This is a genomic window from Azospirillum sp. UENF 211521, assembly GCF_058780535.1.
Genome location: NZ_JBSNCF010000004.1, coordinates 57,523 through 79,600 on the forward strand (window position 1 = coordinate 57,523; position 22,078 = coordinate 79,600).

The window sequence follows — 22,078 nt, forward strand, 5'->3', positions numbered from 1 at the left end:
CCGGTGGGGCCCGACGCCGTCCGGCCGGTCCCAGGCGACGCGCAGCGCCTTGGCCGCGTTGTCCTGGGCGAAGCGCACCACGACGGTGCCCGCTTCGGGACGGTCGTGCATGACGACGCTGTCGAAGCCGGCGTCCTGCAGGCCGTCGAGGAAGCGGTCGGCGAGGTCGCGGCCGTCGGGGATGCGGTGCCAGGACCCGTCGCGGGCGGCGGTCACCAGGGCCTGGAGGTCCGCGACGCCCCGCGCGCGCAGCAGGTCGCCGTTGGTCGGGTGGTTCGACGGGTTCGGCGACATCGGCCGGGCGTCGAGCCAGACCGAGACGGCCTCGCGAAGATCCTGCGGCCATTCGGCGGCGGTGAGATCGGCCCGGCGACCGGCGTCGAGGTAGACGGCGACCGGTGCGGTCAGCCCGTCGGCGGCGCCCGGCGCGAAGGCCAGGCAGTCGGCGCGCTCGGTGTAGAGGGTGATGCGCCGGTCGGCGTCGGCGAGGTCGCGCAGCTCGGGCAGGTCGGGGTTGGGCACGGCGACCCACAGCGGGCGGGCGACGTCGAAGCCCTGGCGGCGCAGCTCGGTGACGTTGAAGGCGGCGATCTCGGCGTCGCGCCGGGCGGTCAGCTCGGCCACCTCGGCCTGCGAGCGGGCGGCGAACCACGCCTGCTCGCGCTCCGCCGCCTCCTGGGCGCCGTACAGCGCCTGCTCCATGGTCTCCGGAAGCTGGTCCGGCGCGAAGGCGAGATTGCCCGGGTCGAACACCGCCAGCATGGTCGGGTTGTCGCGCCAGTAGCAGTCGGTGTAGATGACGCCGCCGAAGCCGGCCGCCTCGAACGATCCGACGACGCTGTCGACCGCGTCGCCGGAGTATTCGTGGTGCATGTCCACCCATTCGCCTTCGGCGACCATGTGCAGAAACTGGTCGAACTCGAAGCCATGGGCGTAGGCGTTGAACAGCGCTTCGTATTTCTGATCGTCCGTCAGTTCCCCGAACGGACCCCAGGTCGCCTCGAGCGTCTGCCGGTCCTCGCCCGGCAGACGCTCGAACAGGTCGTCGTAGTCGTTGTCCTCCAGATGACGAGAGGCGATGGCGTCGGCGACGATCGGGCCGTTGTGCGCAAACCACTCGCGCAGGACGGCCCGGACCTCCGCCTCGCTCCGCATGCGGGACCAATCGGTGAGATCGGCGAAGGGGCGCGTCTGGCGGACATAGACCGGGGCGACGTCCTCCTGACTCTGCTCGGCGGCGTCCTCCTTGTTGTCGTAGAGGAAGACCGGGCGCCGGTGCAGGTCGATCTCCGGCCGTTCGCCGTCGGAAACGCCCACCCACCAGGTGTCGGCGGTGTCGAAGCCGCGGGCATGAAGCGCATCGAGCGCCGATCCGGTGAACGCCGGATCATTCGGAGACACGCGCTCGCGCCAGGCGGCGGCGTCCTCCGTCTGCGCCGCCTCCAAATGCGGGCGCACCTCCTTCATGATGCGGTGGCGCACCAGGGCGTCGTTGCTGAAGGAGCCGTCGGCGTCCAGCCGCAGCCAGTCGGTGACGCCGGCGATGGCGTCCGCCGCCCGCGCCGCGGACTCGGGCAGGCGGAAGTCGCCCGACAGGCTGCCCGACCGCAGGCTGATCACCGATCCCTTGGACTCGTGGACGAGGCCCCAGGTCATGTCCTCGGGGCCGAAGGGCGGCAGCCCTTCCACCGGCGCCACCGTGGCCATGCCGGTGATGCCCTCCGGCGGAACGGTCAGGCTGCAGTAGGGGATGACGGCGATGCCGAGGCCGGGCTTGACGAAGCCGGGCAGGCGCATGTTGCCGTAGCTCGTCGCGATGCCGACGTCGCCGCGCTGGAAGCCGCGGTTCCACATGTGGCCGGCGACGATGTCGCAGGCCTCGGCGTACAGGGCGTAGTCGGGGTCGGCGGGCAGGGCGGCCAGGGCTTCGGCGTGCTGCTGCCAGGCGTCCTGGTAGGCCTGCCGGGCTTCCGCGCCGGCGAGCGCGCCGGTGCGCACGCGCTCCACCGCACCGCCTCCCAGGGAGAATTGCGCCGCGCCGCGCGCCGCCGGTTCGGGGGCCACGGGGGGACGGCGCGCAGCGCCTCCTCGCGGGACACCGGCAGCGCCAGCCCGCCGTCGATCCGCAGGAAGCCGGATTCCCGGCCCGACCGCCCGAAATGCCGGTATTCGTAGACGCCGTCCTCGCCGAGCGCGAAGCGGGCGCGGTCCGGCGTGACCGGCTCCCGCACGACGAACCGGCGCTGCGGCGAACCGTCGGGACGCATCCCCTCGATCCGGGCCAGCCATGGGCGGCGGCCCTCGGCGCGCATCGGCGTCGAGGCGGCCCGCGCCGACACGGCGGCGCCATCGATGGTCAGGGAGGGGGCGATCCAATCGAAACGCCGGTCCTCCTGGACGCGGTCGAGAAGGGCCTTGAGGGCGGCGCCGTCCGGAAGCTCGAGCAGCAGCTCGGCGCTGGGAAGCCGCTCACCGCTTTCCGTGCGGTCCGGGGCGCGCCGCCGAAGGACGCGCGCGCCCCAGCCCACCGCCATCTCGGCCACGCCGTCGAGGGCGGCGGCCTCCGCCGCGCCGAGCGCCAGGCGCGGCGGGGCGACGCGATACTGGACGGGCTCGGGCGGGGCGACCAACTCGGCGACCTGCGCCGCCGTCGCCGATGGCGTCAGGGCCAGTTCACGCCGGGCGCTCCGGAGCAGATCGAGATCCGCGCCGAGCGAGGCGAGCACGGCGGCGGGCACGGCGCCTCCGGCGTCCCGGCGGGCGGCGACGGCGTGGAGATGGATCTGGGCGGCCGCGCGGGCCGGGTCGGCCGGATCGAGGCCGACGGACAGCCGGCCGTCGGCGGCGTAGAGCACGCCGCCCCTGGGAGCGTCGGCGAAGGCGGCGAGATCACCGATGGCCGCCTCGGCGCCGAACTCGGCGGCGCGCCGGCCGGCTTCCTGGACGAACTCGTCACGGGGCAGACGCCAGGGCGCGCTTTCGGCAAGCCAAACCGGCGATGCGAAGGGCAGACGGCCGGTCCATTGGGCGAGCGCGTCGCCGATGCTGAACTGAGGGCGCTCGGTCGTGCCGTCGCGCGGAACGTCTTCCCCGCCCTCGGCGAGCCACAGCGTCGCGCCCACCCCTGCCGGACCCGACAGCGCCGCGGCCGAGGCGGGGTCGAGCTGCGGCAGCAACGGTCCGACCAGGGTGGCGACATGCTCCGCCGCCCGCGCCCGGCGGGCCGCCGGTTGCGCATCGAGGCGCCCGCGGGTGTCCGAGAGCCATCCCGGCTCGCCGACGGCACGCAGCAGCATCTCCGCGGCGGACAGCCCGTGGACCGCGAGATCGCCGGCCAGATCCGGGCGCCCCCGCTCGGCGGCGTCGACCGCCGCGGCCCAGGCGTCCAGCAGACGCGCGTGGTTGGCGATCAGCGCCGCTTCCGCGGCCATCCTTTGGACGTCGCCGCCGAAGGGCACGGACTCATGGGACGCCGACCGGCCGGTGGAGAACTGCACGGTTTGGGCGATGCGCCCGGCCGTGTCGGCCAGCGACGCCGGATCGATCCCGGCCTGCTGGAGCAGGTCGGCGCCCCGCTCGACGGCCTGACGGCCGAAATCGGCAAGGTCATGGCCGAACGCGGCGAGGCGGGCGAACAGACCGCTCGCCGTCTCCCCGGCGGCCCCCGCCTCCAGCCACGCCCGCGCCCCCTGCAGCAGGGTCTCTCCCTCGCGCATCAGGCCGTCGGCCTTGGCGCCCAACTGTTCCAGCAGGCCGGGACGCAGGGCGTCCGCCGCGGCGCCCAGGGCGTCGGACAGGGTCTGGCGGGCCTGGAGGGAGACATCAATGATGGAATTCGCGGCCTGTCCGACCGGGTCACCGGAGAGCCAATGGTGGAGACCGCGAAGGTCGGCTGCGGTGTAGTCCGCCGGCGATGGCCGGATTCCGTCGGCGATGGCCTCGAGAAGGTCGGCGCCGGTCGACCGGGATCCGTGCACAAGCTCGGAGCCGGCAGTCATGGCGCCGTCGAGGTCGACGCCTGGAACGGTGGCGGCCACGGCGTCGAACCCGTCGCGCAGGATGCCGCCGGCTTCGGCGGCCAGACGGTCGAAGTCGGCGGCGTGGGAGGTCCCGCGCGCCCGGTCGATGCTGGCCAGTCCCTCGCGCAGCCGGTCCGCCGTCGGCAGATCGGCGACGTTCAGGAAGGTGCGGGCGAACAGGCGCAGATCGTCGGCGCCGGTCCCGGGCAGCAGATTGCCGAGAACCGCGTGAAGGTCGGCGGCCAGTTCCTCGGGCGAACGGTCGGACCGTTCCATCGCGGTGCGGAGCGCGACGGCCGCCTCGTGGGCCATCGCGGCGGCGGCGTCGATGCCCGCATCGACATGGGGGGAGACCAGAACGACGCCGTGATGAACCAGCTTCCCCGCCTGCACGAGCATCGACACGAGGCCGATCGCGCGCAGCGTCGGCATCGCCCGGTCCAGCAGACCGGCTTCAGGAAGGAACTGGGGGTCGGCGCCGTCAGCACCGAGGGCGAACTGAGTGCGGGCGGCGTCACGGGACCGCGACGGTGAGCGCTGTCGTTCGGACATGGGGGCCTCGAACAGGTTCAGGCGGACGATGGGCTGTCCCGCGGCCGGGACGGTGTAAGGCCGGCGCGACGCCGCTGCGGCCTCGGCCGGCGCCGGCCGGCTCTCCGCGGCGACGGGTTCGGCCGCGCCGCGGTCGAGGCTCGCCGAGCGGACCCGCTGGGCGATGTGGCGCCACAGCGTGCCGAGCGGCGTCGCCGGGTCCTGGACCTCCGCGTCGGTGATGCGGTCGCCGCCGATCGACGACCACAGGCCCGACACGGCGTCGACGGACAAGGGCCGACCGTCGGTCAGCAGCGCCCGGCGCTGTGCGTCGCCGGCGGCGGCGCTGATCACCGCCCAGGCGTAGAGTTCGTAGGCCTCCTTCGAACGGGCGCCGGCGACGATGGCCGGGCGCATGGCCAGGGCGATTTCCGCCGGCGTGGCCGCCGGCCCCGGTTCGCCGTCGGCGGCGCGCTCGGCCATGATCCGCTCGATCCGCTCGGCGGTGATCATCGCCTTGAGAGCCGTCGCGTCCGGGGACTTCAGCTCCGCGTTGGTCCAGCCGCAATCATGGACGGCGATCGGGCCGGTGAGCCAGGCCCGGTGGGCGGGGTGAAGCGGGCCGTGTTCCGGCGAGGCGAGCGCGATCAGGTCGGCGACGGCGGCGCGGTCCATGCCCATGTTGGCCAGCAGGATCAGGCGGGCCATGGTCGGCGGCTCGCCAGTGTCGGTGCCGGTGTCTGCGGCTCCGAGGCTGTATTGAACGCGGGTCCGGGCCGCCCGGCGCCCCTCGTCCGCATCGAGAACCCGCATGGCGGCGTCGATGCCCTCGGCCTCCATGACCTGCATGAGATCCCGATGCCGCTCCAGGTCGGCCTCCTCCCGCCGGGCGCGTTCGACCGCACGGTCGATCACCCCCTTAGTCCGGCCGGCGCGCAGGTCGGCGAGGTCGGCGTCCACCGACGCGGTGTTTCCGCCGGCGCCCAGAATGCCGTCGCGCATCGCCGTCACGCGTTCCGTCAGCAGGTCATGGGCGACGAGGGCTCGGCCCAGCTCCCAGCGCTGCCGCACCATCGCCTGGGGATCGCCCGCGCGGTTGAGGGCGCCGAGCGCGATCGGGGCGTGCATCGCCGTCTCCACCTCGGGATGGGCGATGAGCTGGAGGGCGTGGCTGAGGCCGGGTCGGTAGGGGTGGCGGAGCGCGTCGTCGAGGCTGTCGGGCTCCGGGGCATTGAGGCCGAAGGACTGGAGATGGACCAGTTCCGGGGACGCGTGCAGCGCCTCCGTCGCCACGGCGAGCTGGTGGAGGAGGAGGCGCCCCCGGTCCTGCTCGCCGTGCGGGAGGCCGGCGGCCAGGGCGTCGAGGTCGCGGGCGAGGAAACCGGCGTCGCCGGCGTAGAAGGAGGGAAGCTGCCGCAACGCGCGGGCGGCGCGGCGCGGGTTGGCGGCGTTGTCGGGCTCCGACGCGATGGCGTGGGCGGCCCGGTAGGCGGCGGCCACGCCGCTGTGCTGGCGCGGATCGCCGAGCGCGAGCCCGAAGGGCAGGACACCGTCCCGCGCCGCCTCGCCGATCAGCCGCTCGGCGAGCTTGGCGCCCTCCTCGATGACGCCGGGCGGCGCCAGGTCGGAGACGGCCTTCAGCGGCGCCGGGGTGACGTAGGCGGAGAGGTCGGCCATTCCGTCTTCCGCCGCGGACAGGATCATCCGGTCGAGGTGCGCGGGTCCTCCCAGGCTGTATTGCCGGCGGACCCTGCCGTCCGCACGCCGCGCCTCGGCTTCGGCCGCCTGGGGTTGAGCGCGGGAGGCAACGTCCCGGTCCTGCCCGGCTCCGATCACCAGTCCGAGGTTGCGGGCGAAGCGCGCCTGCGCCTGGGCGCGCAGGACCTCCGGCGCCTCGGGCGACAGGCGGAAAAGGCCGGGGACCCGTGTGGTGACCGCGGTCATCGCCCGCTCGCGGACCTCCCCGGTCAGTGCGTTGCCGTGCGTCACCGTGGCCGGGACGCCGGCGCCCGCCATCTGCAGGTAGGTTGCGTGGTAGAGGGTGGGGTCCTCGACCGTGGCGTCGACGTAAAGGTGCTGATGGGCGTCGATGCCCAGCTCGCGCAGCCGTTCGGCAACGGCGAGCGCGCCGGCACCGGCGCCGGCCGACGGGTCGGCGACGGCGACGTAGCCCTTGTCGTCGATGATCCTCTGCACGGTTTCGGCATCCGGAAACATCATCCGGGCCATGAACTCCGCCACCGGCGGCGGCGTGAGCGCTTCTTGCGCCACGCCGCGTTCCGCCAGGATGGGGGTGAGGAAGTCCCGTCCCGTCGCCTGGACCCCGGCGAGGGTTTCGGCGACCATCTGCGCGACGGCGATGCGGTCCTCGGGCCGTCGGTAGCGGCCCAGCGTCTTCAGGTAGCGCTCTTCCGACCGCCGCCAGGCGTCGCTCGGGCCGAAATAGACGCCGTTGCGCATCGCGTCGTAGCCCATCGACAGCGTGTCGGCGAGCACCTCCCGGTCGGAAAAGCCCGTGCTTTCCGCCACGAGGTCGAGGCGTCGCTCGAAGCTGCGGCGCAAGGCGGCGCCGCCGTCGATGAGGCTGGCGGACGGTTCCGGGGGAGCGCTGACGCTGCGGCGGACGGACTCATGTGCGGCCTGCAGCTGCTCCGGGGTCAGCGGCTCCAGACCGGACAGGCGCTGGGCTTCCCCGGGGAGGAGTTGAACGATCCGCGACCGGCCGTCATCACCATCGCCGAGCAGCGTGTCGAGGTCGATGCGCGCCGTGCCGTCGCCGACGCTGAACTGCGGCGCCGGCGACAGGTGAGCGTCGCGGAAGCCGGCGCTTGCCTTGCTCAGGCGCAGGCGCGCCCAGGTCACCGCGCGGTTCAGGAAGCCTTCCGGCGTTGCGGCCGCATCGGCCGCGGCGCGGACCGCTTCGTCGACGAGCGCCCGGGCGGCCTGCTCGGCCTCGCGCTTGCTGTCCGGCGACAGGGAGGCGAAGCGCCCGACCGGCCAGGCGGCCGGCGCGACCGACGGGGCGTGGCCCCATTCCAGCACCGCCTTCAGGGCGAGCTGCGTCGCCGCCTGCCGGTCCTCGGCGCCGCCGGACGCCAGGACGGCGATGCGCTCCAGCGTGGCGGCCCGGTCGGGCAGCGCCGTGGCGGCGCCGAACCCCTGGCGGGCGAGCGCGGTGGCGAAGTCGTCCATGGTCACCACGCGGGCCTGCCGGCGGGCGGCGGCGAGGGCGGCCTCGTTGACCAGCACGTCGAGGTCGGCGCCGGAGGCCCCGGCGGTCGCCTCGGCCAGCCGGACCACATCGATGTCGTGGCCGGCGATGCGGGCGGTGTGACCGGCCAGAATGTCCCGGCGGTCGTCCATGGTGGGCAGTTCCAGGCGGACCGTGCGGTCGAAGCGCCCGGCCCGGCGGATGGCCGGATCGATGTCGTGCTCGCGGTTGGTGGCGGCGAGCGTGAGGACGCCCGGCGCCGCGTCGAAGCCGTCCATGGCGTCGAGCAGAGCGTTCACCCGCTCGGTCACCGTCTGGGCGTTCGGCCCCTCCGCAGTCTCGCGGTTGCCCAGCGCGTCGATCTCGTCGATGAAGAGGATCGCCGCCCCGTGCTCGCCGGCCTTGTGGCCGACGGTCTCGTAGAGGCGCTTGATGTTCTTCGCGCTCTCGCTGATGTAGCTGCTCATCAGGTCGGTCGCGGTGACGGCGAAGAACGGCACCTGCGCTTCGCCGGCCAGGGCGCGGGCGGACAGGGTCTTGCCGACGCCGGGCGGGCCGACCAGCAGGATGCCCTTCGGCGGCTTGGCGCCGAGCGCGGTGTAGCGGCCGGGGTCGCGCAGAAAGTCGACGACCTCCAGCAGCTCCGACCGCAGCGCGTCGGAGCCGCGCACGTCGGCGATGCGCTCGGCGATGGCCGACGGGTCGATTGGCCGCGGCCCGGTGTCGCCGGCACCGGCGAAGGTCCGGCCCTCCTTTCCAGCGCCACGTTTTGCGGCAGCATCGCGTTCGGCGGCCGCGTCGGGCCGCGGCACGGCCGGCATGGTCGGGAAGACGTTCGGCGGGGGCGCCCAAGGCGAGGGTGGGGCGGCCGGCGCCGCCGAGGCTGCCGGCGGCTGGTTTTGCCAGGGCATCGGCCGTTGCGGCGCCACGGCGAACTGGGGCTGGTGAAGGACGGCGGCGAGCCGCTCCCGGCCGGCGGACGTCAGGCGGACGCCAGCCCCTGCTCCGGCATGGCGCGCGCCGTCGTTGACGATCAGCCCGTTCGTGTAGGCGCTGCGGACGACGCGCGAGTCATGGGCGGTGAGCGTCGCCGGCGGGGCGACGCCGAACGGCGCGGAGGCGGTCGCGACGTCGTGCAGCATCCGCTCCAGGGGGCCGAGGTCGATGTCCCCGACGCTGAATTGCGGACCGTCGATCGCCGAGGCCATCGGAACCTCGGTCACGGCCGCGGCCAGGGCCTTCGGGGTGCCCTGCATGCCGCGAAGCGCGCCGACCGCGCGCCCCAGGTCGGTGGTGTGCAGAACGGCGACGCCGAGGTCGCCGTCCGGGTCGGCGACGAATCGCGTCACGGTGTAGCGGGGCAGCAACCTGCTCTCGCGCATCGGCGCCGGGTCGCCGGGCAGCGGATCGCCGGCGTCCGTGGAGATGGCCAGGTCCGCGCAGTCGGGGGGCGCGAAGTGACGGCCCGCTCCGTAGTTGCGTTGCCGGCCGGCGTCGGTCCATCCGGCCTCATCGACAAAGGCGGCGAGCCGGTCGCCGAGCGGGCGCACCCATCCCTGAATCGTCGGGTCCGAGGACAGGCTGTATTGGGGGCCGTCGATGCTGTTGGCGAGCAGCATCTCGCGGGCGTGGCGCTCGCCGTCCTGACGGGCGAGGACCATCGGGTCGGGATGGAACCCGTACTGCGCGAAGGCGCTTCCGGTCAGGGCCTGCACGACGCCGACGGCGCGGACGAGGCTGGTGGTTTCGAGAACGACGTGATCCCGGAGGTAGCCGAGGTCGTCGATGACCGTCTCCACGACGGTGTAGCGGGGCAATGCACGCGAGTCCTCCCCGTCCCCGTCCCCGGAAATCGGAACGCCGTCGCGGACCGTCACGTTGAAGCGGCTCGCCTTGTCGGGAGCGTAGCCGGTGAGCGGGTCGGGGCCGATCTCGACCCCGTTGGTCATCCAGCCGGCGCTCTCCGCGAACCGCGCCAGCCGGTCCTCCAGTGGCTCGACCCAGGCGCTCAAGGCGTCGAACCGCCCGAGCGAGAACTGCGCCTCGGCGTGGGCCTGAAGCACCGCGGGCTCGCCCGACGCGACCGGGACACCGTTGCGGACGGCGATCCACCCGCCGTCGGCGGGCTTCACCTCGATGGAGAGGCCCTGCGTTTCGGCGAGCATGGCCCCGCTGTCCACATCGTGTTCCCAGGTGATGGGCGCGCTGCCGAGCGGCAACGGCACGCTGTCCGTCGGCGGAGCGTCGGTCAGGCGGGGCAGCGCGGCGGATGCGGCGGGGACCGCCTCGACGACGGCGTCCGCCGCCCCGCTCTTGACCAGACCGAGGTCGTGGGAAACGGCGCGGCCGTTGCGGACGTCCTCCGCGATGGAGGCGAGCAGGCGCCCGGCGATCACCCCCTTGAGGCTGGTCAGCGGGGCTTTGAACGCCCGAGCCTCGGCGGCGCCGACCGGCGACAGGCGGGCCTGCTCCGGCACACGGTCGTGCAGATCCCGCGCCTTCGCCAGGCTGGTCAGGACCAGGGTTGGCTGCGCCCAGGCCGCGTCGCGGTGCGACAGGTCGAGAGCGTCCAGATAATCGGCGCCGAGCGCGACGATGGCGGAGTCGTACCCACCGCCGCTCAGCAGCGCTTTGACCCGCATCGGCGCTCCGGTGCGGACCGCCCAGGCCGTGCGCTCCGGCGGGGTCATGTCGCGCAGCGCGACGTCGTAGGGAACGATCGGGCGGGCGCCCGGCAGGAGGCCGTAGCCGGCGGACAGGATGTGGACGTCGACCGTGGCCCCGGCCGCGCGCAACGCGTCGACGCCCGCCATCAGCGCCTGGTGATGCCGCCCGGCGTACATGCGCTCCGCCGGCATGGCCTGCTCAAACAGGGCGGCCGTCCGGGCCGCCAGATGGTCTTCGCCGGAGCGGAAATCGGCCGGCAGCAGTCGGTCGGGCGAATCCGTCGCCTTGGCGGCGCCGCATTGGGTGATGACGAGCAGGCGCGGCGCCGCCGCTTCGTCATTCGTAGTGATTTCGTTGGTCGTGATTTCGTTGGTTGTGGTTTGGTTCTTCGTGGCTTCGTCGGTGTTCCGGTTCTCGGGATTCCCGTCAATGAATGCGTCGGACGCGATCGGCCCGGCCGCCGTCGCGGCGCGGTCACGGGCGCGGGTCCATTCGGAACGCACGGCGTCCTCGGGCAGGCCGCGGAAGGCGGCCCAGGCCGTCAGCGTCATGTCCGTCGGGCGAGGATGGCGGGACCGGCGCTCACGCTTGCGCGCCGCCGCCAGCGTGGCGTGCACGGCTCGCTGATCGTCCGCTTCCCGCAGGGTGTCCCACGCCGGTCCGCCCAAACCGGTCCCGGGCAGGGCAAGCCAGGACGCAACGGTGGGCCAACCCAGGTCGCCGGGATGGCGGTGCAGCGCCGCCGCCTGCCGGGCGGCCGCCCAGGCGCCGATTTCCCGCGCGAGGTGCCGCGCGTAGGTCTTTTCCGCCGCCGTGGCGCCGTCGTCCAACCAAGCCCGGGAGTCCAGCTCCCGCGGGTCGAGACGGGCCGGATTTCCGGTCAAGCGGGCCTCGACGGCGGAGCGGCGCCCGTCGCGGTCGAGCGTTGCGTTGGCGGCGTCGGTCTGCCGGGGCGACCCGGCGCGGAAGGTGCCGCGGGCGTGGGCCATCAGCGCCGCGGGCACTCCGGTGAGGCGGAGCGGATCGGGGAGGGGGGTGGCCGGATCGGCGCCGAACGCGGCGGCGGCACGGTCGCGCGCGGCGTCCCGGGCCACATCGGCGATCGTCGCGTCGTAGTGGCGGGCGGGAACCGTGGTGCCGTCGGCGAGGCTCTGCGCCGGGAGCGTCGCGCCGACCCAGCCCTTCGTCACCTTGCGCGGCCGATCGGGGTGGCGGCCGTTGACCGACACCCACAGGTCGGGATCGGGACGGTTTCCCGCCATTCCGGAGATCCGCCCCTGCGCGACGACGGTCCGGCCGGCGAGCTCGGCGACCGCCTCCGCGGTGGCCGCGTCGGACCCCGCGGTGTCGATGTGGCCGGCCACGAGCGCGCGCGCCGCGCGCGCCAGGCGCAGATTCACCGCCTCATCGGCGGTGCGATCGCCGGCGGCCGCGGCGCGGGCGAGCGCGGCGCTGCTTGCCGGACCGTCGGCGAGACGGGCCGCGGCGGCGGCGGCGAGAATGCCTTCCGGCCCGCCGGCCAGAGGGTATTCCCGGCGCCAGGGCTTGACGCCGTCCCGCACGGGCATCGCCACGCCGATCTTGCCGCGCGGCACCTTCCGGCCGGTGCGGTCGGCCATGCCGATGGTCACCTCCACGCTCGCCTCCGGATCGTCGGGGGCGCCGTAGGTCCGGGTGAACGGCCCTTCGGCGATGGTCTCCGGGGTCAGCCCCGCAGCCAGCAGCCGGCCGGCCAGATCGATGGCGAAGCGGTCGCCGGCCGCGTCGGGACCCGCGGAGAACTGGGCGTCGTCGTTCTGCATGGGGGTCACCTCGTTCGCGGCGCCGGTGGAAGGGAGGGGCGCGCGGTTGCGGGGAAGGGGTTCGCCGCCGAACAAACCGAGGCGGCGCGGCGGGGCGGCCTCGGACGGCACGGCGTAGCCGACGGCTCCGGCGCGCGCGGCGTCGGTCGTGGTCACGAGTTCGGCGCGGACACCGTCGCCGGCCTCGGCGAGGCGCAGCGCGAGGGCCCGGGCGACGCCGGCCGCGCCGGTGCCGTCTCCCTCGCGGCCCGGCCCGGACAGCGCGGCGGCCAGGGTGCGCGCGGCGTCGGCATCGCCGGCGAGGAGGGCGTCCTGGAAGGCCAGCTCGGCCAAGGCCCGGCGGCGGGCCGGCTCCGACCGGTCGGCGCCGGAGACCGGATCGCGGTCCAGTTCCAGGAACGCCGTCCGCGGCGCGGTCAGGACGGGCTCGGCCGCCATCCGCTCCAGCAGGGCGATCCGCGGGTCGGCGGGCTCGGCGGCGCTCAGGGCCGCGGCGGCGTGGTGCAGGAAGGACGCCCGCGTGGCCCCCGGCCCCTGGTTCAAGCCGGAATCGATGACATGCGGGACATGGCCAGCGGCGACCGGGGTCTGCCCGGCCTCCAATCGCGCCGCGTAGCGTTCCTGCAGTCCAGCGACCAGCATGGCGCGCGCCCCGGCGAGCGCCGCGAAGCGTGCACGGGGATCGGACACCCGTTCGCCATAGTCGCCGGAGAGGATCGCCGAGCGGTCGCGCTCATGGAGCGGGAAGGGGCTGGAGGAATCGGCCGCTTCGACGCGGAACAGCGGGTAGCCGCGGTTTTCCGACGCCGGGGTGAAGCGGACGCGGATCGGCGAGGCGCCGAACCGGCCGGTCCAGGCACGCTCGGGCGCCGGCGACCACACAGCGTCCGCGTCGACGCCCTTGGTCAGGACACCCCGGACGGATGCCCGGAGCTCGGCGGCGACGCGGTCGAGGCGGTTCCGCACAAGCAGAACCTCGCCGCCGCCGGGCATCGCCACGGCGAAGCGCTCGGCGTCGCTCAGCGCGGCCGCCGCGTCGCGGTCGCCGGCGACCGCCACCATGCCAGGGGCGACGTCGACGACGGCCACGCCGGGGGTGCCGCCGTCCGTCCGGGCGGCGGCGTCCGCCGCGAGCCCGGCGATCTCCGCCTCACGCCCGCGAAGGGCGGCGGCGGCCCGGGACAAGGCGGTCTCCTCCTCGATGACGGCGGCGATGGACGGCCCGCCGGAGCCGCGCTCGGAAAGCCGCCGGGACAGACGACGCATCACGTCGTGCAGGCCGCGCCCGTCCGGCAAGATCTCCGCGGCCAGATGGCGGGAGCGGACGGCGCTCCAGTCGTAGGCCAGGGCGTTGAGGACGGTTGTCCAATCCCGGGCTTCCTGGCGGGTTTCCCACCGGTCGACCGGACCGGCCGCGTAACCGGTCGGCAGATGGGTCACCGTCCACCGGCGCACCGGTTCCTCACCCTCGCCGACGATCATCCGATGCACGCCGAAGCTGCCACAGACCTCAGCGGCGACCTCGGCGGGGGCCTCGACACGCTGCAGGGGCACGCGGATCGTCCGGCGTTCCCAACGGTCGGCGGGGCCGGACTCGTTGAGCGGGTCGGGCCGCTCCGGATCGGTGTCGCCGACCTTGTAGACGGCGGGCGGCGGTGCTGCGGCGGTCAGCTCCTGCTGCTGTCCCCGGCGCGGCGCGCGGGCGCGCTCGACCACCTCGCCGCCGAACAGGCCGAGGCGGCGTGCGGCGGCCGTGCCCGCCACCGGCGCCTCGTAACGGCGTCCGGCCGCCGCGGTCGCGGCCGCCGACCGGCGGAGTGCCTCGGCGATGTCCTCCACCGTCCGGGCGTCGGACAGCGCGCGATGAAGCGCGCCTGCGACCTCCCGGATCGGACGCCCGTCGTCGAGGCGTTCATCGGCGGGGAGCGTGTCGCGGACATCCTCCCATCGGTAGGGCAGCGCCATCAGGCCGTCCGCCCAGGCCCGGGCGGCCTCGACGGTCGGCAGCGGAAGGTTGGCCCGCAGGCCGGACGGCAGGTGCGAGACCGACCAGGACGGGGTTTCGGGCCGGGGGTCCTCCTCAGGAGCCCAGGTTTCATGCACGGCGAAGCTGCCGCGCACCTCGCCGGACAGGGTACGGCTGTCCACCTGGTGCGGGAAGCCGATCAGGATGCGCACCGTCCCGGCGCGCCACGCGTCGGACGGGGCCGGGTCGTTGAGCGGGGCGCCATCGTCCGGAACGCGGTCGCCGGCCTTGAAGGCCACCGCCGCGCCGGCGGCCGGCGTCACCGCTTCGGGCGCCGCGCGCCCGGTGGCGGTCTTCCACACCGCCGCCGGAACCCGCTCGGCGACGGCGCCGAGGACGTCGTCGACCGGACCGAAGCGGGCCTCGAACTCCTTGACCGCCGCGGCCCAGTCGCGGCGCCGGTCGGCGTCCGGCAGGCCGGACCGCGCTCCGTTGACGATCCGTTCCGCGAGCCAGCCGCGCCGAACGGTGTTCGGCCCGACGGCGGGCTCCCAGCGCAGGGCGACCCGCGACCAGGCGTCCCCGCCGCCGAGGATCTCGCCGAGCGCGGATTCCTCCCCGGACAGGCGGTCGCGGTAAAGCGCGCCGCGGCCGGTGGGCCAGCCCAGCGCGTCCGCCCAGCCATCGCCGCGACGGTCGATCTCGGCGGCGACGGCGTCCACCGGGACGTCGGCGCGGTGGCCGACGCGGGCGAGACCGAGCAGCTGGCCGGCAACCGCTTGGTCGGGGGAGGGGTGCGGCCCTTCGGCGCCGGCCGGTTCCGGCCGGACCATCGTCGGGACATCCGCGTCCGATCCCGCTTCGGCGCCGTCGGGCACGGGCTGCGGCAGGGCATGGCCGACCGGCAGCAGCACCGGCGCAGGCCGGACCTGCTCCGGGTCGAGGCGGCGGACCGCGGCGGCCCAGGCGGCGGCTTCCCGCCGGGTGGCCGGGGCGTTTTCCGCCCCGACCAGGGCGAGGTCGAGCCGGCGCGCGGCCTCGGCGTGATCCAGCATGCGGTTGGCCAGGATCGCGTCGACGCGCTGCGGGTCGGGATCGGGGAGCTGGAGGATCTGTTCGATCTTGCGCAGCTCGGCCTTCATGGCTTCGATGGCCGATGCGTCGCCGAGGCTGCGCAACGGAACGGCGCGCAACTGCGCGATCTCGGCCGCCGCCGCCGCCCGCATCCGCTCCAGCCCTTCCGCCCTCTCCACGACGCCGCGCAAGGCGGCTTCGAGCGACCCCGCGGCCCCAAGGGGCGTGCGGAGATTCAAACGGATGTCCGTGGCCCCGTCCGGCGTCGCCAGCACCATCAGCGGGGTCTGGCGGTGACGCAGCTCCGGATCGGCGGGGAGCAGGATCGGCCAGGGGCCGGCGGCGCCGACGGTGCGTTCGCCCGCCGGAGGCACGGAGACGTCGGCGCGGAACGCCTGCTGCCGGTCGGCCTCCGCCTTGAGCAGGGCGGTGAGCGCCTCGCCGAGCGCGCGGCGGTCGGCCGGCTCGGCGCCGTCGACGGTGACGGGCAGCCGGCCGTCGAGCACCCCGCGCGCCGTTTCGGCGGCGTCGCGGGCGCCGGGCAGACGGGCGTCGAGGTCGGCGACGGTGCGGCCGAGGCGGGCGATCTCGCGGTCGAACCGGTCGCGCTCACGCTCGACGGCCCGCCGCGCAGCCTCTGCCTCGACGATCTCCGCCTCGAGCTGGGCGCGCCTCAGCAGCAGCGGGTTGCCGGTGGCGATGGCCATGATGTGGGCGGGCGACAGCTCCGCCGGGTCCTCGTCGCGCATCGACCGCAGCCCCAGCGTGCCGCGCAGGAACTCGCGGATGAAGCGGTCCTTGGCCGCCTGGAGCTGCCAGCCGAAGGCGTCGAAGGTTCCCTCGGTCACGTAGCGCAGGCTGTGGACCTCGGGCAGGGGGTTGCCCTGGCGCTCCGCCCTGCGGTCGCGCTGGTTGACGTGGGCCGGCAGCCAGGGGCAGTCGAGCTGGTGGACGGCGATGAGGCGGTCCTGGACGTTCACGCCGGTGCCCAGGCGTTCGCTGCTGCCGATGCCGACGCGCATCGTGCCGCGCTTCAGCGCGTCCTTCAGCCGTTCGCGCTCGCGCCCTTCGGCCTCCCAGAAGTCGGCGATGTCTTCGGCGGGCACGCCCGCCTCGACCAGCAGGTCCTTGAAGAGCTGGCGGAGCGTGAAATCGCCGCTGGTCTTCGTCGGGTGGATGCCGACGTCGAAGAAGGCGAGCTGGGTGGTTCCCGGGTTGTCGCGCGCGATGCGGGCGACGTTGTCGGCGGCCTGGTGGATCTTCGACTGGGCGAACTCGCGTCCTGCGGGATCGACCAACCGCATGTCGAGCGCGGCGAGCCGGCCTTCGGTGGCGATCTTCAGCATGTTGTCGTCGCGCGGATCGGCGGACTTCAGGTTCGCCGCGCGCGTGCCCAGGCGGGCGATGAAGTCGCGCTGCGCCTGGCTCGGCGGGGCCGAGACCACCTGCACCAGCTTGCGCGGCCGCTTCACCCCGGGGATGTCCTCGACGAAGACGACGTCCATCACCCGGTCGGACAGGCGGCGCAGCTCGAGGAGGTTGTCGTAGCCGGCCAGGCGGGTCACCGGGCGCAGGCGGCCGACCACGTCGATCTCGAGCGTGGTGTCGATGTCGGCGAAGGTGTGGGCCCAGGCGTCGAAATGCTCGATGCCGGCCCGCGCCAGATCCTCGTACTGGAGGAACCGCTGCAGCGTGTACAGCTCCGCCACGCTGTTGCTCAGCGGCGTGCCGGTGCCGAGGAGGACCCGGTTGCCGTGGTCCTGGAGCCAGCGGCAGCGCGCGAACATCCGGGCGGCCCGCTGGCTGGCCTGCGAGGGCAGGCCGCGGATCTCGCCCAGCGAGGTCGGCACGTAGAGGTTCTTGTAGCGGTGGGCCTCGTCGACCGCGATGTGGTCCACGCCGAGATCGTCGAAATACACCGCGTCGTCGCGGCGCCCCTCCTTCAGCAGGCCTTCGATGCGCGCCTCGATCTCGGCGATGCGCGTTTCCATGTGCTTGACGGTGCGCTCCGACTCGTCCGGGTCGAGCCCGTGCAGAGCCTCGCGGTACGCCGCCTTCTCCTCCTGGAGGAAGCGTTCCTCCTGGGCCGGGGAGAGCGGGATCATGTCGAAGGGGTCGTGGGGGACCACCACGAGATCCCAGTCGCCGGTGGCGACGCGCCCCCAGAAGCGGCGGCGCTCCTCGGGCGTCACGGTCTGCTTGTCCGGCCAGGCGAGGATCTTGGCCGCGGGATACATCGCGCGGGCCGTCTCGACGACGCTGTCCGGCCCGTAGAGCGTGGTGGTCTGCACGGCGAGCAGGGGCTTGCGGTGCAGCCCCATGCGCTTGCCCTCGACGCAGGCCGCCACCAGGGCGAAGGTCTTGCCGGCCCCGGCCTCCCAGCCGAGCAGCGTGGAGCCCTGCAGGGCGCGCCAGACGCCGTTCTTCTGGATGGCGCGCGCCCGGGCGGCCCATTCCGGCGCCATGGTCGGAAAGGTCAGATGGCCGCCGTCGTAGACCCGCGCGACCGACCGGTTGAAGCGTTCGTTGTAGACGCCGGCCAGCTCGGCGCGCCGCTCGGGGTCGCGCCAGATCCAGTCGCGGAACGCCCCCTGGATCTCGCGCACCTTCATCCGCGCGGCCAGGGTCTCCTCGGCGTTGATGACGTGTCCGCCGTCCTTCGTCTTGTCCTTGATCACCGGCGGCCGCCCCGAGAGGGCCGCCAGCATCAGCTCGGCGCCGTCGGCGCGGTCGGTCGCCCAGGTGGTGGCGACGCCGGGCGCCGTCCGGTGGCCGCCGGTGACGCGGAACTCCCAGCGCCCGTCCACCGGCGAGTAGCCGACCTCGACCGCCTCCGGCGGGATCTGGAAAAGCTCGGCGGCGAAGCGGCGGATGTGGGCGGGGGCCACCCAGGGCGCCCCGAGGCGGGCGGCGATCTGGTAGAAGGGGATGGGGTCGGGCTGCACCGCCTCCAGCGCCTGGACGTTGCGGGCGAAGCGCTCCTCCGTCTGGGCGGCGAGACGCGCCACCTCAAGGCGGGACCGCACGTCGCCGGTCAGGTAGTCGTCCCGCGTCACCAGGCGGCGGGTCGCCGGGTCCTCGAAGGCCAGACCGGTGTCGACCAGGCGACTCTCGACCTCCGCCGGCGCGGTGCCGAGCAGAGCGGCCATGCGGGCGCTGTCGATCGCTCCGGACTCGTTGAGGACGATGGCCAGGGCGTCGTCCAGCGTGGCCGCGCGGTCGGGCGGCGTCACGGCGGCCAGCACGTCGCGCTCGAACACGTCCGCCCGGTGGATGGCGCCGTCCGGAGCCACCTGCTCGAGGGCGAACAGCATCGGCCCGTCGGGGGCGGCCGCCAGCAGGCGGACCGCCCGGCGGCCGCGCATGGCGCCGTGCGCGGCGACGAACGCCTCGTAGGCTTCGCGCAGCGCGGTGCGCCCGGCGTCGCGTTCGCCCTGCGGGCGGCCCTCCCGCTGAGCGGCGAACACGCGGCGCAGCGCGTCGCGGACCGCCAGCCCGTCGCGGACGAGCCGCTCCTCGGCGGCGGTGAAGGGGCGATCGCCGATCGCCGGAACGGCGAGGGCACCGTCGACGACGACGCGCAGCGCGCCCGCGGAGTCGAGCAGGTAGGAGCCTTCGCGGGCGGTCGCCGGCGCCGTCTCCACGGCCTGGACCGGAGAGCGCTCCACCGGCTTCCACAGGTCGGTTGGGAGTGCCGCGAGGCGGTCCCGCAACTCGGCGGCGGCGCGCTCCGGCACGTTGGACGGTTTCAACCGCGGAAGGCGGGCGGTGACGTCGGGATGCTCGCCGGCGTGGTTGGTGCCCGATCGCTCCAGGCGTCCGATCACCCGGTCGGGATGGTCGGCGAACCAGCGGTTCACCTTCATCTCCGGCCCGCCGAGCGGGTCGCGCACGGTCTGGACCGCGATCCAGTCCGGCTCGGCGGCGATCACCGCGTCGCGGTCGGCGGCGCGCAGGGACGACAGCGGTTCGGCGCGCTTGCGCAGGACCAGCAGATCCGCGGCGACCTCGGTGCCGGCGGATTGCCCGGCCCAGTTGGCCGGCAGCCGCACGGCGGTGACCAGCTCCGCCTTGTCGCGCAGGGCCTCGCGGACGCCCGTGTCGGCGGCGTCGAGCGTGAAGGTGCTGGTGATCAGCGCCGCGACGCCACCGGGCCGCAGCAGATCCACGCTCTTCAACAGGAAATGGTTGTGGACGGTGGGCTTCAGATCGGCGTAGCGCGCGTCGAACAGGTGGTACTTTCCGAAGGGGACGTTGCCGACGGCCAGGTCGAACCAGTCGTCGGGAATCGCGGTCCGGGCGAAGTTCTCCAGCCGGATGTCGGCGCCGGGATAGAGCAGGCGGGCGATGCGGCCGCTGACGCTGTCGAGCTCGATCCCGGTGACGGCGGCGTCGCGCAGGGCCTCCGGCATCAGGCCGATGAACCAGCCGGGACCGCAGCCCGGCTCGAGCACACGCACCGGGTGATCCGGGCTGGCCGTGACGCCGGCGGCCGCGAGCGCGTCCCACATGGCCGCGGCGACGCGGCCGTCGGTGTAGTGGGCGTTCTTCACGCTTTCGCGGAGCGCCGCGTATTCGTCCGGGTCGAGCAGCGCCTGCAGCGCGTCGGCGTAGGGCTGCCAGCCCTGCTCGGCGGCCCGCCACGGTTCGAAGACCTGGGGCACGCCGCCGAACCCCGAATAGGCGGCGAGAAGCCGGCGCTCGTCGTCGGTCGGCAGCCGCCCGTCGGCCTCGACGAGAAGCAGCGTCTCGATGGCGGCGATGTTGTCGGCGGCGCGGCGCTTGGGGCTGCGGGTGCCGAGCCGGGCGGGGTCGGCGATGACGTGGTTGCGCGGCGCCGCCGGGGCGTCCGACAGCACGCCGGTGCTGTACTGGAGACGCGGGCGGAGACGCGGGGACGGAGCAAGCTCCGCGCTGCGGGCGACCATCTCGGCTGGCCAGGCGGGGGTGTCCGGCATGGCGACGCGCGCGCGTCCGCCCGGATGCTCCATTCCGGCCAGGGCGGCCGGACGCCAGGGCATGATCCCCCAGCGCGGCTCGAGCGGCCACGGCACGGCGTCGTCGCGCAGGTGGAGGCGGACCGGCACGCGCTCGATCCCCATCTCGCGGGCGAGGTGGACGATGCCGATGGCACGGCACCCGATGACCTCGGCGGTGCCCGCCGGGGCGTCCCCTGGCCGGCTGAAACGCCCGGGGGCGGCGGAGAAGCCCTGCGCGCGGGCTTCCGCATCGGGCATGCGCAGGGTCAGTTCGGGAAGCGCTTCGGCGCCGCCGTCGGCGATCTCGCCGCGCAGGCGCTCGAGGTCCGGCGGCGGCCGATCCAGGCCCGGCCGCGGGTCCGCGGTGAGGGCGAGCAGCGCCGAGGGAGCCATGTGCACCAGCGTGTCGCGGCACAGCGGGTCGGCCGCCTGGCGGCGGGCGGCGTCGAGCGCGGCGGCGGCGACGAGGCGGTCGCCGTCGGCCGCCGCCGCCGCCAGACGGGCCTCGGCGGCCCGCCAACGCGGGTCGTCGGAGCCGAAGCGGTCGGGGGGCTGCCAAGGCGCCGCGCCGAGGCTGTATTGGCGGGGGTCGGTGGCGTCGCCGATCAGCGGCCGTTGGGTCCGCAAGGCCTTCGGGTCGCGCCGGGCGAGCTTGGCGGCCCGGCGCCCGTAATCGCCGTCGTAGGCGCGCTCGAACAGGTCTTCGGCCGTCTGGAAGCCGCGGGAGTCCAGCCAGTTGGCCAGCCGCCCGCAGAAGCGTCCGACCCGCTCGAACACCCGCTGGGCACGCGGGCCGCTGCGGTCGCGCCGCGCCGCCCAGGCGCCGAAGGCGTAGGCGACCCGTTCGCGGTGCGACAGCTGCTCGGTGCCCGGGAACTCCTCGGCCAGCACCTGCTGGTCCTTCTCGCTGAGCAGCGCCTCCAGGCTGTGCCAGCCCTCGTGGTAGACGGTGTCGAGCGGGTCGAACCGGGCGACGTCCATGGAGATGGACGCCAGCCCCTTCGCGCGCTCGAACATGCCGGCCACGCGGATGCGGCCGTCGCTCGCCGCACCGCTGGCCACCAGGGCGGCGCCTTCTCCCCACAGCTCCTGGACCGCCGTGACGCCGATGGTCGGGTTGAGGCGCCGCGCCGCCTGCAGCAGTTGCCGGCGGAAGGCGGCGATGTCGCGCGCCGCCTCCTCGGGCACGCGGACGCCGAGATCGCCGAGACGGGCCACGGCGTGCGTCGCCTCGACGCTCGCCGCCCGGTAGAGGTGCGCGGCGTCGTCGAAGGCGGCGACGGCGTCGTGGGGCACGCCGGCGCGTGCCAGCACCCTCTGGGCGCGGCGGCGCGCCTTGGGAAGGCCGCCCTCCGCGAGGACGGCGAGCGCGGCCTCGACCGCCTTCCCGCGGCCCCGCTTCGCCGCCCTCCACACGGCGCGCCGGGCATCCTCGCAGCGCGCCCAGGCCGAAGATTCCGACGTCATGGACAGCGCGTAATCCTCCGCCGGCGTGCGGTGCGGCGGGCGGCGAAGCGCGAACGTGGTGTCCTCCGAGTCGCCGGAAACGGTCATCGAAACGTCGCTCATCGGTCTTCTCCCGCCGCGAAGGCGTTCGTGGGGTCGTCGGAATGGGGGGCATCGCCGGGCATCGGTCCGGCGGCTTCGAAGGCGGCGCGCTCCAGCGCCGCAGCGGGATCGGCCCCGGCGGCCAGGGCGGCGGCGAGGTTGTCGGCGTAAGCGTCGGCCGCCGCCTCGAGTGCGTCCTCGGGCAGGCCGAGACGGCGCAGACGGTGGAGGAGCGGATCGACGGGCGCCGGCTCGCGACGGGAACCCCCGGAAGCGTGCAT

2 protein-coding genes are annotated in these 22,078 nt (G+C 74.6%); both read right to left on the bottom strand.

All coding sequences use genetic code 11. The features are described from left to right. Positions 1 to 1,733: 1,733 nt before the first annotated feature. On the bottom strand, positions 1,734 to 21,818 hold the full coding sequence (locus ACWPN5_RS28700) for a helicase-like domain-containing protein (protein ID WP_492298816.1): 20,085 nt from the start codon (positions 21,816 to 21,818) through the stop codon (positions 1,734 to 1,736). Continuing rightward, complete coding sequence (locus tag ACWPN5_RS28705; RefSeq protein ID WP_492298818.1) at positions 21,815 to 22,078, bottom strand: hypothetical protein; 264 nt, start codon at positions 22,076 to 22,078, stop codon at positions 21,815 to 21,817. Before ACWPN5_RS28705 ends, ACWPN5_RS28700 begins: the two co-directional genes overlap by 4 nt.